Here is a 15,231-nt window from a genome sequence, read left to right on the forward strand (position 1 = left end):
TGCATCTCCGAACAGAAGTCTTTGCGGCAGGCGGCAGCCGGCCGGGCTACTGCTGCCGGTAACCCGATGCGTAGTTGCGGGTGGGCCGGACTCCGGGCCGCTGCAGCGGCACCCAGAGCTTGTACCGGTCAGCGCGGTAATAGGAGACGGAGTAGTCCACCATGGCCCGGGCAACGAAGGCATGCCGCTGGATCTTCAGCAGCGGCGCGCCGATTTCAACGTTGAGCAGCCGGGCGGTGGAGGGCGATGCGGCCGTGGCCTCGATCATATCCTCGCCCCATTCCATGACGAGGCCGAACTGTTCGCTCAGCACGTTGTAGAGCGAGGTGGGCGGCTCGCCGTCGAGCAGCCCCGGCACCCGGTGGGCCGGGATGAAGTTCTCATCCACGCTCATTGGCTCGTTATCGGCCAGCAGGAGGCGCCGGAAGCGCACCAGGGGTGTTCCCTCCTCCAGCTGCAGTTCGCGGGCCAGGAAGGCGCTGGCGGCGATCTGTTCGAAGCTCAGCACCTTCGCTGCGGGCACCATGCCGCGGCGCTGCATCTCCTCGCTGTAGGAGGTCAGCTTGACCTGGAGGTCCAGCTTCGGTTTCCGGACGAAAGTGCCCAGGCCGACGACCCGTTCGATGACCTCCTCCCCCACCAGGGCGTCGATGGCCTGCCGGACGGTCATCCGGGCCAGGCTGAAACGTTCAGCCAGGTCCCGTTCGGACGGCAGCGCCGAGCCTGGCGGGCAGGACGTCGCAATGTAGGTCCTGAGGATCTCACGGAGCTGGACGTAGATGGGCGTCCCGCTGGTTCTGTCGATTTCACCGGCGATGCCGGCGACGTTAGCCGCCACGGCGGCGGCTCCTGTAATGCATGCTCACAGTTCAAGGGTAAGCCAACGAGGCCACAGGTCTAGACCAGGCCGTCCCCGGCAGAAGGGCGCCACAGGGGCCGATATTCTTAGAGGCGAACAAAATGGAAAGACGACGGCGGCTTCCCCCCAAAGTGCCATCCCGTCCAAGACGAAGGAGTCCAGTTGCCCGTTCGTAAGGCAATCGTTTCTGCGGCCATCGGTCTGCACGCCAGGCCGGCAGCGGTGTTCGTCCGTGCGGTCACGGAGACAGGGCTACCGGTGACCATCCGCAAGGACGGCATTGACGCCGTGGATGCCCGCTCCCTGCTCGAGGTCATGACTGCTGACTTCAACTACGGCTGCGAGGTTGAGCTGGCAGTCAAGGAATCGGCCCTGCCTGCGGGCAAGAGCCTCGGCGAGGCCGAGGCGGCCCTCTCGTGTCTCGTGGAGCTGCTGGCATCGCAGAAAGCCAGCTAGTGCCGCTTTAAAGACAAGTAGAACGACGGCGGGCCCCACCAAAAGGTGGGGCCCGCCGTCGTTCTATGAAACAGAAAACGCTAGTGTGCGTGGTCTCCGCGGCTGTACTCGTAGACCCAGCCTACGAGGGCCACCAGCGCCATACCGCCGGCGATGAACACGATCCAGAACCCTACGGCCAGACCGAGGAATCCTGCGGCGCAGGACAGGCCCAGGACCAGCGGCCACCAGCTCCAGGGGCTGAAGTGGCCCTGCTCGCCGGCGCCTTCGTGGATTTCTGCGTCAGCCCGGTCCTCGGGACGCATGCCCACCCGCTTGCCGGTGAAGCCCAGGTAGGCACCGATCATGCCTGCCAGGCCACCCACCAGGAGGATTCCCAGGATGCCGACCCACTCAGACCAGTTGGTGAGGAAGCCGTAGATGATGGAAACCGGAACGAAGAAGAAAACTCCTGCTCCAAAAATCCAGGACTCGATTCTCATTGCGCAGTGTCCTTCTGATCGGCGTTGCCCAGCACGCTTGCTGCAGGTGCCGGCGACTCAACGGTGTGTGACTGGGAGAGCTCAGGGTGGTGCAGGTCCAGTGCCGGACGCTCCGAGCGGATCCGCGGCAGGGACGTGAAGTTGTGCCGCGGCGGCGGGCAGGACGTGGCCCACTCCAGCGAGGCACCGAAGCCCCAGGGATCGTCAACCTGAACCTTCTCCGCACTGCGTGCGGTGATGTACACGTTCCAGAAGAACGGGATCAGGGAGGCACCCAGGACGAACGAGGCAATGGTGGAGAACTGGTTCATCCAGGTGAAGTTGTCCTCGACCAGGTAGTCGGCGTAGCGGCGGGGCATGCCCTCGACGCCGAGCCAGTGCTGGATCAGGAACGTGCCGTGGAAGCCAAGGAACAGGAGCCAGAAGTGGATCTTGCCGAGGCGCTCGTTGAGCATCTTGCCCGTCCACTTCGGCCACCAGAAGTAGAAGCCGGCGAACATCGCGAACACCACGGTGCCGAACACCACGTAGTGGAAGTGGGCCACCACGAAGTAGGAGTCGGAGACGTGGAAGTCCAGCGGCGGGGAGGCCAGGATGATGCCCGTCAGGCCGCCGAAGAGGAACGTGATGAGGAAGCCGATGCTCCACAGCATGGGGGTTTCGAACGTCAGCGAACCGCGCCACATGGTGCCGATCCAGTTGAAGAACTTCACACCGGTGGGAACCGCGATGAGCATGGTCATGAAGGAGAAGAACGGCAGCAGCACGGATCCGGTGACGTACATGTGGTGCGCCCACACGGTCACGGACAGGGCAGCAATCGCGATGGTCGCGTAAACCAGGCCCTTGTAGCCGAAGATCGGCTTGCGGCTGAAGACCGGGAAGATCTCGGAGACGATGCCGAAGAACGGCAGCGCGATGATGTACACCTCGGGGTGGCCGAAGAACCAGAACAGGTGCTGCCACAGGACGGCGCCGCCGTTCTCCGGGTCGAAGATGTGGGCGCCGAAGCGGCGGTCCGCACCGAGGGCGAAGAGTGCTGCGGCCAGCGGCGGGAACGCCATCAGGACCAGGATGGCCGTGACCAGGGTGTTCCAGGTGAAGATCGGCATGCGCCACATGGTCATGCCGGGGGCACGCATGCAGATGATGGTGGTGATGAAGTTGACCGCGCCCAGGATGGTGCCGAAGCCGGACAGCGCCAGGCCGAAGACCCACAGGTCACCGCCGACGCCGGGGCTGAAGGTGGTGTTGGAGAGCGGCGCGTAGGCGAACCAGCCGAAGGATGCAGCACCCTGCGGGGTGATGAAGCCGGAAACGGCGATGGTGGAGCCGAACAGGAAGAACCAGAAGGCCAGCGCGTTCAGTCGCGGGAACGCGACGTCCGGTGCACCGATCTGCAGCGGCATGATCACGTTCGCAAAGCCGGCGAACAGCGGGGTGGCGAACATGAGCAGCATGACCGTGCCGTGCATGGTGAACAGCTGGTTGTACTGCTCCTTGGTCTGCAGGATCTGCATGCCCGGCTCGAAGAGCTCGGCGCGGATGAGCAGGGCCATCACGCCGCCGAAGCAGAAGAACACGAAGGACGCGATCAGGTACATGTACCCGATGGTCTTGTGGTCCGTGGAGGTGATCCAGTTGACGACGATGCGCCCCTTGGATTTGGGTACTACGGGAGCCTCGAGGATCCCGGGGGTCTGGGTGTAAGTAGCCACTTCGCTTCCCTTACTTCGATTCGTTCAGGTTCGGGTTGCGGTCATACTCATCGCCAAGCAGGCCCGTGTTGCCGTCCTGGCGCAGCTGGTTCATGTGAGCCTGGAATTCGGACTCGGAAACAACCTTGACGCGGAACAGCATTTCGGAGTGGTACTCACCGCAGAGCTCGGCGCACTTGCCGTCGTAGGTGCCCTCTTTGGTGGGGGTGAACCGGATGTAGTTGGTCTTGCCCGGGATCATGTCCCTCTTCTGCAGGAATGCAGGAACCCAGAAGGAGTGGATGACGTCGCGCGAGTTCAGTTCCAGGTCAACGGACTTGTTGACGGGCAGGTAGAGGGTGGGGAGCTTCTCCTTGTCCACTTCCTCGCCTGTCAGGTGCGCCTGGACGCCGGCTTCGTGGGCGTCCTCGGTGATGACGTCGCCCTTTTTGTAGTTGAAGTCCCATGCCCACTGCTTGCCGCGGACGTCCACTACGACGTCGGCCGGCTGCGAGCGGTCATCGATCGCCTGCTGGTCACGGTCGGTGAAGTAGAAGAACACCAGGACCATGAAGAGCGGGATCGTCAGGTAGAAGACCTCAAGGGGCAGGTTGAAGCTGGTCTGCCGCGGGAAGCCCACGGTGCCCTTGCGGCGGCGGTAGGCAACGAGGCACCAGACGATCAGGCCCCAAGTGATGATGCCCACCACGAGGGCGGCAATCCATGAGTTGACCCAGAGGTCCATGATGCGGTCAGTGTGATTGGTGGTGCCACGCTCAGTGGGCAGCCACCCCTTCTCTACCTCTGGCGAACATCCAGTCAAAACCAACGCGCCGGCAGTTGCCAAGCCAGTGATCGTAGTGATCGTTTTGCGTCGGCTGCCGGTTCGGTTCTGCGAACTCACAGACGGCCCTTCCTACTTGTTGCTGTTGCCAGGGCGGCAAAAAGCTTCCCGGGCACACTAAAAGTTTTACTACTCGGTGTAGAGCTTACCGCTCCCCGCAGGTTTTCGCCCACATGTCCCCACCGTGTGGCGGCGCCGGTTTTCACCGGCGCCGCCAAGAGGTTCAGGAAGGGCTTACTTACCCTTTAGTGGAACGAATCACCGCAGGCGCATGAGCCGCCCGCATTCGGGTTGTCAATGGTGAAGCCCTGCTTGGAGATGGTGTCTTCAAAGTCGATGCTGGCACCGCTGAGGTACGGCACGCTCATCTTGTCGACGACGACCTCGACACCGTCGAAGTCGCGTACCGCGTCACCTTCAAGGAGGCGCTCGTCGAAGTACAGCTGGTAAATGAGGCCTGAGCAGCCACCCGGCTGAACGGCTACGCGGAGGCGAAGATCGGTACGGCCTTCCTGCTCCAGGAGGCTGCGGACCTTGCCTGCTGCAACGTCCGTCAGCTGAACCTCGTGGCTCGCCAGTTCCGCACTGGCCGTGCCGGTGGATTCGGTGCTGTTTTCATTGGTCGTAGTGCTCATTGGCCTACCTTACTAACGACGGTTGTGGCTGCCCCGCTTGCACGGTGCCTGCCCCTACGGAAACAGTACGGGCTATAGCTACATGCTACGTCGATCCGGCGCGGAGCTCTAACTTCAGGCGTAACCCTTCCAGGCCCTTCGTTGTTCCCTCCGCGGCCTGCTAGTCCGCGGCCTGCTAGCGGAGCCCCTCTGAATTCAGCCGCGCCAGGAGCAGCGCCTCGGCAACCACCGCGTTGCGGAAGTCCCCCAGGTGCAGCGACTCGTTGGCGGAGTGCGCGCGCGAATCCGGGTCCTCCACGCCCGTCACCAGGATCTGGACCTCGGGGTACAGCTCGGTCAGGTCGCTGATGAACGGAATCGAACCGCCAATCCCCATTTCCACGGCCGGAACGCCCCAGGCCTCGCCGAGCGCCCACAAGGCGATCCCGGCAGCTGCCGAACCTGTGTCCGTCTGGAAGGCGTTGCCGCTCTCCCCCGGCGTGAAGGTCACCTTGGCGCCGAACGGTGCGTGGGTTTCAACGTGCCGGCGCACCGCTTCCATGGCCTCCGCCGGGTCCTGCCCGGGGGCCAGCCGCAGGCTGAACTTGGCCCGGGCGCAGGGCAGCAAGGTGTTGGAGGCGACGCTGACGGCCGGCGCATCGAAGCCGATGATCGACAGGGCCGGCTTGGTCCACAGCCGCGAGGCGATCGTCCCCGTGCCTGCCAGCTTCACGCCGTCGAGCACTGACGAATCCGCCCGGTACTCCTCCTCTGTAAGGTCCACGGCGGTTTCGTCCCTGCTCATCAAACCCGCAATGGCCACGCTGCCATCGTCATCGTGCAGTGTGGCGATCAGGCGCGAGAGCAGTGTAGGCGCATCGAGCACCGGCCCGCCGAACATTCCCGAATGCACGGCGTGGTCGAGGACCTGCACCTCGATGGTTCCGTCGACCAGTCCGCGCAGGCTGGTGGTCAGCGCCGGCACGCCCACCTTCCAGTTGCTGGAATCGGCCACCACGATGACGTCGGCACGCAGCAGTTCGCGGTGGGTTTCGAGGAACGTCCTGAAGGTCGGCGAACCGGCCTCCTCCTCCCCTTCGAAGAACAGGGTAACGCCCAGCCCGAATTCATCACCGAGTACCCGCGTGACGGCGCCGTAGGCGGCGACGTGGGCCATGATCCCGGCCTTGTCGTCGGCCGCGCCGCGCCCGTAGAGGCGCCCGTCGCGTTCGACGGCGGTAAACGGCTCGGACTCCCACAGTGCCGGATCACCGGGCGGCTGGACGTCGTGGTGGGCGTAGAGAAGAATCGTCGGCTTGCCGGGTGCGGCCTCGCGGCGGGCCACGACGGCGGGCCCGCCGGGGGTGCCGTCCTCCTTGTCGCACCGCAGGATCCGGACGTCCCCGATGCCCGCCGCGCGCACCAGGCTGGCGACGGCCTCGGCGCTGGCGTCCAGCGGGGCGGGGTCAAAGCTGGGCCAGGCGATGCCGGGTATGGCCACCAGGTCCTTCAGCTGTGCAACTGTGGCGTCGAAGGCCGCATCAACGGCGGCCCGCAGGGCACCGGTGTCGACGCCGGCCACGGCCTCGCCGTACTGTTGCGGGGTCGCCGCAGGGAATGTAGTCATGGCCAAACACTACCTGTGTCAAAAGCCACAACAAACACCGCCGTCAGCGGGCACCGCTCGCCGCGGCATGGCGTTCCGCGGGCAGCCGGACATGACCGGGGGCACAGCCCGCCAAGGTATTCTGGTGTGGTGTTCGGACGTAAAAAGGAAGCGCCAGTGGCGCAGGATGTAGTTGACCAGCAGGCTGCCGAGGCAGCCGCAATAGCAGGCAAAGGCGCTCCCACGCCCAAGCGCAGGGCACAGGAAGCGGCCCGCAAGCGCCCCCTCGTGCCGGAGGACCGCAAGGCCTCCAAGGAAGCGGAGCGTGCCGCCGCCCAGGAGCAGCGGCTGAAGATGCGCCAGGCACTGGATACCGGCGACGAACGGTTCCTGCCGATCCGCGACAAGGGCCCGCAGAAGCGGTTTGCCCGTGATTATGTGGACGCCCGCTTCAGCCTGGGCGAGTACCTGATGTTCGGGGCCCTGGTGTTCGTCATCATCTCCCTCGTCGTTCCGTCCAACAGCAGCATGATGATTTACGTGCTGGGCGGCTTCTGGGTCATGTTCCTGGCTGTTTTCGTGGACGTGTTTATCCTGTCCCGCAAGCTCCGCAAGCGCCTCGCCGAGAAGTTCGGGGAGGTGGAGCGCGGCACCGTCTGGTACGGCTCCATGCGTTCCCTGCAGTTCCGCAAGCTTCGCCTGCCCAAGCCCCTGGTCCGCCGCGGGCAGTACCCGTCCTGATTCCTCGTCCTCCTGCGGCCCAGCCCGCCAGGAGCCGGTCCCGGACCTAAACACAGCAGCCCGGCGGTGAAACCGCCGGGCTGCTGTGTTTAACGGGTTTTCCGGTGGTTCCTGGCCAGTTCCTTGTTGATCCGGGCGGCCCAGAACGGTCCCTCGTACAGGAAGGCGGTGTAGCCCTGTACCAGGGTGGCGCCGGCGTCGAGTCGGTCCTGGACGTCCTCGCCGGTCTCCACGCCGCCCACGGAAATCAGCGTCAGCCTGTCCTGCGTGACCGACTTCAGTCGGCGCAGCACCTCCAGCGAACGGCTCTTCAAGGGAGCACCCGACAGACCGCCGGCACCGCAGGCCTCCACCTTTTCCGTTGCGGAATCCAGCCCGTCGCGGCTGATCGTGGTGTTCGTGGCAATGATGCCGTCCAGGCCCAGGTCCATCGCCAGCCGGGCGACGTCGTCGATGTCCTCGTCGGTGAGGTCGGGGGCGATCTTGACCAGCAGCGGGACGTGCCTGCCGGCGGACTTGTCAGCTTCCTCCCCCACTGCCTTCAGCAGCGGCCGGAGCGTCTCCACGTTCTGCAGGAGCCGGAGCCCGGGCGTGTTCGGCGAGCTGACGTTCACCACAAGGTAGTCCGCTGCCGGGGCGAGGCCGCGCGCGCTGATGAGGTAGTCCTCCACGGCTTCGTCGAGTTCCACGACTTTGGTTTTGCCGATGTTGACGCCGATCACGGGCCGCACCTTGGCATGGCGCCGCTGCAGCGCGGCCCGGGCGGCCTTCAGCCGCGGAGCCACAGCAGCGGCGCCGTCGTTGTTGAATCCCATCCGGTTGATGACGGCCCGGTCCTCGATCAGCCGGAACAGCCGGGGTTTTTCGTTGCCGGGCTGGGCCTGGCCGGTGATGGTGCCCACCTCAACGTGACCGAATCCAAGCTCCGTAAGGGCCTCGATCCCGTGGCCCTCCTTGTCGAAGCCGGCGGCCAGCCCGAACGGCGACGGGAAGATCAGGCCGAGCGCGTTCGTCTGCAGGGACGCCGGCGGTGCCGTAAACCGTTCCAGCAGCCGGCCCGCTCCCACGGAATGGACCAGCCGGATCCCTTTGAAACCGATCTTGTGGGCGCGTTCGGCGTCCATCCATGAAAAGGCCAGCCTGAAAAATGTGGGGTATACGCGCATGCCTCTAGTTTTCCGTCTTCGGCGGTACAGACCAAACCGGGCTGACACAACAGCACCCGGGCAGGGACTGGAAAGCCTACGCTGTTGACATGGAGTGGCAGAACGACATCCTGGGGCCGGGCTTCGAGTCCCGCGCCTTCGAAGCCGCGGGCGACGACGGCGTTCGCCGCAGGGCGACGCTGGTCCGTTTCACTCCCCCGGATGCCTCCGCGGTCCGTCCTCCCGGGCCGCGTCGGGCGGTGCTCTTCCTGCATGGCTGGAGCGACTATTTCTTCAACGTAGAGCTGGCGCGGTTCTGGGCAGGGCAGGGCTTCGAGTTCTTTGCCCTGGACATGCACAACCACGGCCGCAGCCTGCAGCCGGGCACGCACGGCGGCTACGTCGCGGATCTGGGAAACTACGACGCCGAGATCGGCACCGCGGTGGGTATGATCGCCGAGTCCGGCGGGGCGGGACCCGTGCAGCTCGCGCTCATGGGACATTCCACCGGCGGCCTGGTGGCAGCCCTGTGGGCCAGCCGCAATCCGGGCGCGGTTTCCCAGCTGGTCCTGAACAGTCCGTGGCTCGAAATGCATGGAAGTGCACTGGTCAGGCGAGCGGCCTGGACCATGGTGGAGCCGATCGCCCGCCTGCGGCCCGAGGCGGTGCTCAGGCTGCCGGAGCGCGGTTTCTACTGGCGCAGCATCAGCAGTTCCGCCGAAGGCGAGTGGGCCCTGGACGATGCCTACCGGCCGCCCCTGGCTTTTCCGGTGCGCGCCGCCTGGCTCAGTGCCATCCTGGCAGGGCAGGCCAAGGTGGCCCGCGGACTGGGCATCGCGGCGCCCATCCTGGTCCTCCTGTCGGCGGCGAGTGAGAACGGGATGGTCTGGAACGAGGAAATGCGCCGGACGGACGCTGTGCTGGACGTCAACACCATTGCCGCCCGTGCCATGTCGCTTGGCAGGAGCGTCACCGTGGAGCGTATTGACGGCGCGCTCCACGATGTGTTCCTTTCCCGTGCCGACGTGCGGGCCGACGCCTACGGGCGGCTGGCCAGGTGGGTCAGGGGTTACGCCGCCTGAACCGGTTGCAGGGTGGCCGGAACCTAGAGGGCCTGGCTTTAGAGGGCCTGGCTTTAGAGAGCTTGGGCGGCGTCCACCGCCCCGCCGTACCGGCGGTCCCGCTGCGCATAGATCTCCACGGCGTCCCAGAGGGTCCGGCGGTCGACGTCGGGCCACAGGGTGTCGAGGAAAACGAACTCCGCGTATGCCGACTGCCACAGCATGAAGTTGGACAGGCGCTGTTCACCGGAACTGCGGAGGAAGAGGTCGACGTCGGGAAGGTCCGGCTCGTCGAGGTACTTTTGGATCGTCTTCTCGGTGATGGCCCCGGGCTTGAGCCTGCCGTCGGCTACATCCCGGGCAATGGCGGACACAGCGTCAGCTATTTCCGCCCGGCCCCCGTAGTTCACGCACATGGTCAGCGTGCAGGTGCTGTTACCGGCGGTGTACGCCTCCGCCTCCTCGAGTTCGCGGATCACGGAACCCCAGAGCCGGGGACGCCGGCCGGACCAGCGGATCCGAACGCCCCAGTCATCGAGCTGGTTGCGCTGCCTGCGCAGCACCTCCTTGTTGAACCCCATCAGGAAGCGGACTTCCTCGGGAGAACGGCGCCAGTTCTCCGTGGAGAAGGCGTACACGCTGACGTATTCGATGCCGAGTTCAATGGCGCCGGCCACGACGTCGAGCAGGGCGGGCTCCCCTGCCTTGTGGCCTTCGATCCGTGGCAGGCCGCGCTGGTTGGCCCACCTGCCGTTGCCGTCCATCACAATGGCCACGTGCCGGGGCACGAACTCGGCCGGAATCGACGGCGGAACCGCGCCTGACTGGTGCGGGTACGGCGCCACCACCGGAGCGGTGCGACGCCGGGCAGGACTGGTCTTCTTTCCCAAGGACACTGTTAGGTACGCTCCACATGTTTGAGGGATTTCAGGACACGCTCCAGGTGCCACTGCAGATAACTGGCCACCAGACCCGCGGATTCCCGGCGGTTCAGCGGAAGGGAGGCATCCGCCGTCGGCCAGTCCCCGGTGAGCAGCGCACCCAGCAGGGAGACGGTCTCCGGCGCCGGTGCCGGTGAGCCCGGCGGGCGGCAGTCGCCGCAGACCATGCCGCCCAGCGGGGCAGAGAAAGCGGTGTGCGGTCCGGGCGCCCCGCAGCGTGCGCAGTCCGTGAAGCTGGGTGCCCAGCCGCCGGTGGAAAGGGCCCGCAGCAGGTAGGAATCCAGGATCAGCTCCGGTGCGTGGTCCCCGCGGCTCAGCGAGGCCAGGGCGCCGACCAGCAGGTTGTACTGCGCGGTTCCGGCTTCACCGTCGACGTCGGTCAGCTTTTCGGCGGTTTCGGTCATGGCCGCGGCCACCGTGTACCGCCCGTAGTCGGCGGCGATGTTGCCCCCGTATGCCCCTTTCGCGACGGCCTGCGTCACGATGTCGAGGGTCTTGCCGGACACGAGCTGCAGGTCTGCCACCATGAAGGGCTCCAGGCGGGCTCCGAAGCGGCTGGTGGTCCTCCGGACCCCTTTGGCCACTGCCCTGACCTGGCCGTGGTGCTTGGTCAGGAGGGTGATGATGCGGTCCGCTTCGCCCAGCTTGTGGGTGCGCAACACCACGGCGTCGTCGCGGTAGCTGCGCGCTGCAAATGATTGGACCACGCTTAATCTTCCCATTGACTCCGTGAAACAGCTCAGCCGCCGAAACAGCTGCGCCGCCGGTGTGGACCGGCGGCGCAGCTGTCAGGAAGCTCAGGCCTGGGCGTCCCGGATGGCCCGGTTCACGGCGGAGATGACTGCCTTCAGCGCCGAGGTGCTGGTGTTTGAATCGATGCCGACGCCCCACAGGACGCGTTCTCCCACGGCGCACTCCACGTAGGCCGCAGCGAGGGCGCTGCCGCCTTCAGACAGGGCATGCTCGCTGTAGTCCAGCACCCGTACGTCCACACCGTCCTGGCCGAGGATGTCCAGCAGCGCGGCGATGGGGCCGTTGCCGGTGCCGGTGCGGCTGACGTGGGTGCCGTCCACGCCCAGCGAGGCGTGCAGGGTCATGGACCCGTCCTCGTCGGTTTCGGTTTTCACCGAACCGAGCGAGTAGCGGCCCCACTGGCTTTCCGCCTTGGCGGAGGGCAGGTACTCGTCCTGGAACAGCTGCCACAGCTGGGCACCACTGACCTCGCCGCCCACGGTGTCGGTTTGCCGCTGGATGACGCCGGAGAATTCGATCTGCGCCCGCCGCGGCAGGTCCAGGCTGTGCTCGTTCTTCAGCAGGTAGGCCACGCCGCCCTTGCCGGACTGGGAGTTGACGCGGATCACAGCCTCGTAGCTGCGGCCGAGGTCCTTCGGGTCCACGGGCAGGTAGGGAACCTGCCAGGTGAAGTCGCTGACATCCTTGCCTGCGGCTGCCGCGTCCTTTTCCAGGGCTTCGAGGCCCTTCTTGATGGCGTCCTGATGGGACCCGGAGAACGCGGTGAAGACGAGGTCGCCGCCGTAAGGTGCACGCTCCGCGACGGGCAGCTGGTTGCAGTATTCCACGGTGCGCCGGACGTCGTCGATGTCGGAGAAGTCGATCATCGGGTCAATGCCCTGCACGAACATGTTCAGGCCCAGGGTCACCAGGTCCACGTTGCCGGTGCGCTCACCGTTGCCGAACAGGCAGCCCTCGATCCGGTCGGCGCCGGCCTGGTAGCCCAGCTCAGCCGCGGCCACGCCGGTGCCGCGGTCGTTGTGCGGGTGCAGGGAGAGGATGATGCCTTCACGGGGGTGCAGGTGACGGCTCATCCACTCGATGGAGTCCGCGTAGACGTTGGGGGTGGCCATTTCCACGGTGGCGGGCAGGTTGATGATCACCTGGCGGTCGGCGGATGCCTCGAAAACGTCGGCGACGGCGTTGCAGACGCGGACCGCGTACTCCAGCTCGGTGCCGGTGAAGGACTCGGGCGAGTACTCGTAGGTGATGTGGGTGTCCGCCAGCGTTTCTTCGTACTTCTTGCACAGGCGGGCGCCCTGAAGCGCAATGTCCAGGATGCCGTCCTCGTCCTGGTTGAACACCACGCGGCGCTGCAGGACGGACGTTGAGTTGTACAGGTGCACGATGGCCTGCTTGGCGCCCACCAGGGACTCGTAGGTCCGCTCGATGAGGTGTTCGCGGGCCTGGGTCAGCACCTGGATGGTGACGTCATCCGGGATGTGGTTGCCCTCAATCAGCTGGCGGACGAAGTCGAAGTCAGTCTGGGACGCGGAGGGGAAGCCGACTTCGATTTCCTTGTAGCCCATCCGGACCAGCAGGTCGAACATCTTCATCTTGCGCGCCGGGCTCATGGGGTCGATCAGTGCCTGGTTGCCGTCCCGCAGATCCACGGCGCACCAGCGCGGGGCCGTGGTGATGATCTTGTCCGGCCAGGTGCGGTCCGGCAGATCGACCTTGATCTGGTCCTGGAAGGGGATGTAGCGGTGGATCGGCATTCCCGAGGGCTTCTGTGCGTTTCGCATTAATCTGGCCTTTTCTGTGATTCCTGAGTGAAAGGGTGGCCGGGCAACGCAAACTCCGCGACGAGGGTGGGCCTTGCGCTAGATCGCGTCTGAGGCCTCGCCGCGGCAGCTAAGAAGAAGGAGTTCTGCACGCACCATTTCACACTAACACGGGTGCGTAAGATGAAGGGGCAACACCTCCAGCAACGTCCACCATGCAGACGCTGCACCGGTGAAAGTGCCGGCCGCAGCACGTCATCGAAGGAGCTCCTGTGCCAATTTCGGGGATCGCCCTGTCAAACATCGACCACAGCGTGAGGCCACAGGACGACCTCTACCAGCATGTGAACGGCGCCTGGCTCAAGGACACCACCATCCCTGACGACCGTCCGCTGGAAGGCACCTTCACCGCCCTTCGCGACGGCTCCGAACTGGCAGTCAAGGAAATCATCGAGGAAGCCGCGGCCAAGGGGTCCGAGGCCAGCGGTATCGAGCGGAAGATCGGCGATCTCTACAGCAGCTTCATGGATGAGCCAGCCATCGAGGCCAAGGGCCTTGACCCCATCCGCGGACGTCTGGCCGAGGTCTTCGCCACGGCCAGCATTTCCGAGCTGCTGGCACTGGCTGGCCGGCTCTTCCGTGCCGACGTTTCGGGACTCTTCTACATTTACCCGGCGCCCGACGCCGGCAACCCCGACCGCGTGCTGCTGTACACGGGCCAGGGCGGCCTCGGGCTTCCCGACGAGTCATATTACCGCGAAGCGAAATTCGCCCCGGTGGTGCAGTCCTACCGGGAGTACGTGGGCACCATGTTCGGCCTGGCCGGCGTGGCCGATCCCGAAAACGCCGCGGCCCGGGTGGTGGCACTGGAGACCGCCCTCGCCTCGCACCACTGGGACAACGTCACGCTCCGCGACCCGCAGAAGACCTACAACCTGAAATCGGCGGACGAGGCACGCGAGCTGTTCCCCCTGCTGGACACGTGGTTCGACGCCGCCGACATCGCTGCGGACAAGCGGCAGGAGATTGTGGTCAGCACCCCTGACTTCTTTGCCGGCGCTGCCGCACTGCTGGCCTCGGAGTCGCTGCCGGTGTGGCGGGAGTGGCTTGCCCTGCGGGTCATCAATTCGGCGGCCCCTTACCTGTCTTCCGCCTTTGTGGACACGAACTTTGCCTTCTACGGCACTACCATCAGCGGCACGCCGCGGAACAAGGACCGCTGGAAGCGGGGCGTCGCCGTCGTCGAGGCGGCACTGGGCGAGGCCGTAGGCCAGATCTACGTGGCCAAGCATTTCCCGGAGGGCCACAAGGCTCGCATGCAGACGCTCGTGGGCAACCTGATCGAGGCCTACCGGCACAGCATCAGCGCCCTGGAATGGATGGGCGAGGACACCAAGGCCGAAGCGCTGAAGAAACTGGGGGCCTTCCGGGCAAAGATCGGCTTCCCCGACGAGTGGATCGACTACTCGGCAGTGGTGATCGACCCCGCCGACCTGCTGGGGAATGTGGAACGGGCGCACAATGCCGACGTCGACCGGCACCTGGACGAGGTGGGCAAACCCGTGGACCACAACAAGTGGCTCATGACCCCGCAGACCGTCAATGCGTACTACCACCCGATGCTCAACGAGGTCGTCTTCCCGGCCGCCATTCTGCAGCCGCCGTTCTTCACCGCCGAAGCGGACGATGCCGTGAACTACGGCGGCATCGGGGCCGTGATCGGCCACGAGATCGGCCACGGCTTCGATGACCAGGGCTCACAGTTCGACGGCACGGGCGAACTGCGCAACTGGTGGACAGAGGATGACCGCAAGGCCTTCGAAGCCCTGACCGGACGCCTCGTGGACCAGTTCGACGCGCTGTCCCCGTACGCCGCACCCGGGCACAACGTCAACGGCAAGCTCACGCTGGGCGAAAACATCGGCGACCTTGGCGGACTCACCATTGCGCACAAGGCCTACCGCCTCAGCCTCGACGGCCAGGAACCCCCGGTGCTCGACGGGCTGACGGGTGAACAGCGCTTCTTCGCTTCCTGGGCCGCCGGCTGGCGCCAGGTGATCCGCACCGAGGAGGCCATCCGGCGCCTCGCCACGGATCCGCACTCCCCCAATGAGTTCCGCACCAACGCCATAGCCAAGAACCTCGACTCCTTCCACGCCGCGTTCGGCGTCACGGAGGAGGACGGCATGTGGATGCCTCCGGAGGAGCGCGTCAGCATCTGGTGAGCGCAGAAATGCCGGGCCGCCCCGTTCGGGGCGGCCCGGCATTT

The 15,231-nt window shown here is 65.5% G+C and carries 14 protein-coding genes; 4 read left to right on the plus strand and 10 right to left on the minus strand.

The genetic code is table 11. The features are described 5' to 3' along the window. Positions 1-46: 46 nt before the first annotated feature. A complete protein-coding gene (locus QF036_RS14805; protein ID WP_307103038.1) occupies positions 47-838 on the minus strand; it encodes a GntR family transcriptional regulator in 792 nt (263 codons plus the stop codon). 183 nt (positions 839-1,021) lie between these two features. On the opposite strand from QF036_RS14805, the gene QF036_RS14810 reads away from it, so the two are divergent. Next, positions 1,022-1,315 (plus strand): HPr family phosphocarrier protein, encoded by a 294-nt coding sequence (locus QF036_RS14810; RefSeq protein ID WP_307103040.1) that lies wholly within the window; start codon positions 1,022-1,024, stop codon positions 1,313-1,315. An 80-nt stretch (positions 1,316-1,395) separates the two neighbouring features. On the opposite strand, the gene QF036_RS14815 is transcribed toward QF036_RS14810, so the two are convergent. From QF036_RS14815 to QF036_RS14835, 5 genes are all read right to left on the minus strand, one after another. After that, entirely contained in the window at positions 1,396-1,797 is a 402-nt protein-coding gene (locus QF036_RS14815) for a cytochrome c oxidase subunit 4 (protein WP_102974540.1), read from the minus strand. Continuing rightward, positions 1,794-3,515 carry an aa3-type cytochrome oxidase subunit I gene (gene ctaD / locus QF036_RS14820; protein WP_307103042.1) on the minus strand — a complete coding sequence of 574 codons (1,722 nt, stop codon included), beginning with the start codon at positions 3,513-3,515 and terminating at the stop codon, positions 1,794-1,796. The genes QF036_RS14815 and ctaD overlap by 4 nt, the downstream gene beginning before the upstream one ends. Positions 3,516-3,525: 10 nt before the next feature. Then, the gene (gene ctaC / locus QF036_RS14825) at positions 3,526-4,398 is read right to left on the minus strand and encodes an aa3-type cytochrome oxidase subunit II (protein WP_307103044.1); all 873 of its coding nucleotides are present in this window, start codon (positions 4,396-4,398) and stop codon (positions 3,526-3,528) included. A gap of 185 nt (positions 4,399-4,583) precedes the next feature. Further along, positions 4,584-4,973 (minus strand): HesB/IscA family protein, encoded by a 390-nt coding sequence (locus QF036_RS14830; protein ID WP_307103045.1) that lies wholly within the window; start codon positions 4,971-4,973, stop codon positions 4,584-4,586. Between the two features lie 175 nt (positions 4,974-5,148). Continuing rightward, on the minus strand, positions 5,149-6,579 hold the full coding sequence (locus tag QF036_RS14835) for a dipeptidase (RefSeq protein WP_307103047.1): 1,431 nt from the start codon (positions 6,577-6,579) through the stop codon (positions 5,149-5,151). 129 nt (positions 6,580-6,708) lie between these two features. Here QF036_RS14835 and QF036_RS14840 point away from each other — a divergent pair, with 129 nt between their 5' ends. After that, on the plus strand, positions 6,709-7,299 hold the full coding sequence (locus QF036_RS14840) for a DUF3043 domain-containing protein (protein ID WP_307103049.1): 591 nt from the start codon (positions 6,709-6,711) through the stop codon (positions 7,297-7,299). 89 nt (positions 7,300-7,388) lie between these two features. Here the strand turns inward: QF036_RS14840 and QF036_RS14845 are convergent, their stop codons facing one another. Beyond that, the gene (locus QF036_RS14845) at positions 7,389-8,465 is read right to left on the minus strand and encodes a quinone-dependent dihydroorotate dehydrogenase (RefSeq protein WP_307103051.1); all 1,077 of its coding nucleotides are present in this window, start codon (positions 8,463-8,465) and stop codon (positions 7,389-7,391) included. Between the two features lie 89 nt (positions 8,466-8,554). On the opposite strand from QF036_RS14845, the gene QF036_RS14850 reads away from it, so the two are divergent. Continuing rightward, positions 8,555-9,526, plus strand: coding sequence for an alpha/beta hydrolase (locus QF036_RS14850; protein ID WP_307103053.1), 972 nt, complete (start codon positions 8,555-8,557; stop codon positions 9,524-9,526). Between the two features lie 53 nt (positions 9,527-9,579). Here the strand turns inward: QF036_RS14850 and QF036_RS14855 are convergent, their stop codons facing one another. The 3 genes from QF036_RS14855 to leuA all read right to left on the minus strand — a co-directional run bounded on the left by QF036_RS14855 (position 9,580) and on the right by leuA (position 12,983). Then, complete coding sequence (locus tag QF036_RS14855) at positions 9,580-10,401, minus strand: isoprenyl transferase (protein WP_307103055.1); 822 nt, start codon at positions 10,399-10,401, stop codon at positions 9,580-9,582. A gap of 2 nt (positions 10,402-10,403) precedes the next feature. Beyond that, positions 10,404-11,168 (minus strand): DNA repair protein RecO, encoded by a 765-nt coding sequence (gene recO, locus QF036_RS14860; RefSeq protein WP_307103057.1) that lies wholly within the window; start codon positions 11,166-11,168, stop codon positions 10,404-10,406. 75 nt (positions 11,169-11,243) lie between these two features. Further along, positions 11,244-12,983, minus strand: coding sequence for a 2-isopropylmalate synthase (gene leuA / locus QF036_RS14865; RefSeq protein ID WP_307103059.1), 1,740 nt, complete (start codon positions 12,981-12,983; stop codon positions 11,244-11,246). A gap of 251 nt (positions 12,984-13,234) precedes the next feature. Here leuA and QF036_RS14870 point away from each other — a divergent pair, with 251 nt between their 5' ends. Next, positions 13,235-15,187: a M13 family metallopeptidase gene (locus QF036_RS14870; protein ID WP_307103060.1), complete on the plus strand. Its 1,953-nt coding sequence runs from the start codon at positions 13,235-13,237 to the stop codon at positions 15,185-15,187. Positions 15,188-15,231 lie beyond the last annotated feature (44 nt).

The sequence above is a fragment of the Arthrobacter globiformis genome, assembly GCF_030817195.1.
GTDB lineage: Bacteria > Actinomycetota > Actinomycetes > Actinomycetales > Micrococcaceae > Arthrobacter > Arthrobacter globiformis_D.

What these genes read in the sequence shown, in the direction of transcription:
- QF036_RS14850 (WP_307103053.1), top strand. Translation starts at nt 8,555, where the DNA reads ATGGAGTGGCAGAACGACATCCTGGGGCCGGGCTTCGAGTCCCGCGCC.
- recO (WP_307103057.1), bottom strand. Translation starts at nt 11,168, where the DNA reads ATGGGAAGATTAAGCGTGGTCCAATCATTTGCAGCGCGCAGCTACCGC.
- QF036_RS14830 (WP_307103045.1), bottom strand. Translation starts at nt 4,973, where the DNA reads ATGAGCACTACGACCAATGAAAACAGCACCGAATCCACCGGCACGGCC.
- QF036_RS14815 (WP_102974540.1), bottom strand. Translation starts at nt 1,797, where the DNA reads ATGAGAATCGAGTCCTGGATTTTTGGAGCAGGAGTTTTCTTCTTCGTT.
- QF036_RS14835 (WP_307103047.1), bottom strand. Translation starts at nt 6,579, where the DNA reads ATGACTACATTCCCTGCGGCGACCCCGCAACAGTACGGCGAGGCCGTG.
- leuA (WP_307103059.1), bottom strand. Translation starts at nt 12,983, where the DNA reads ATGCGAAACGCACAGAAGCCCTCGGGAATGCCGATCCACCGCTACATC.
- QF036_RS14845 (WP_307103051.1), bottom strand. Translation starts at nt 8,465, where the DNA reads ATGCGCGTATACCCCACATTTTTCAGGCTGGCCTTTTCATGGATGGAC.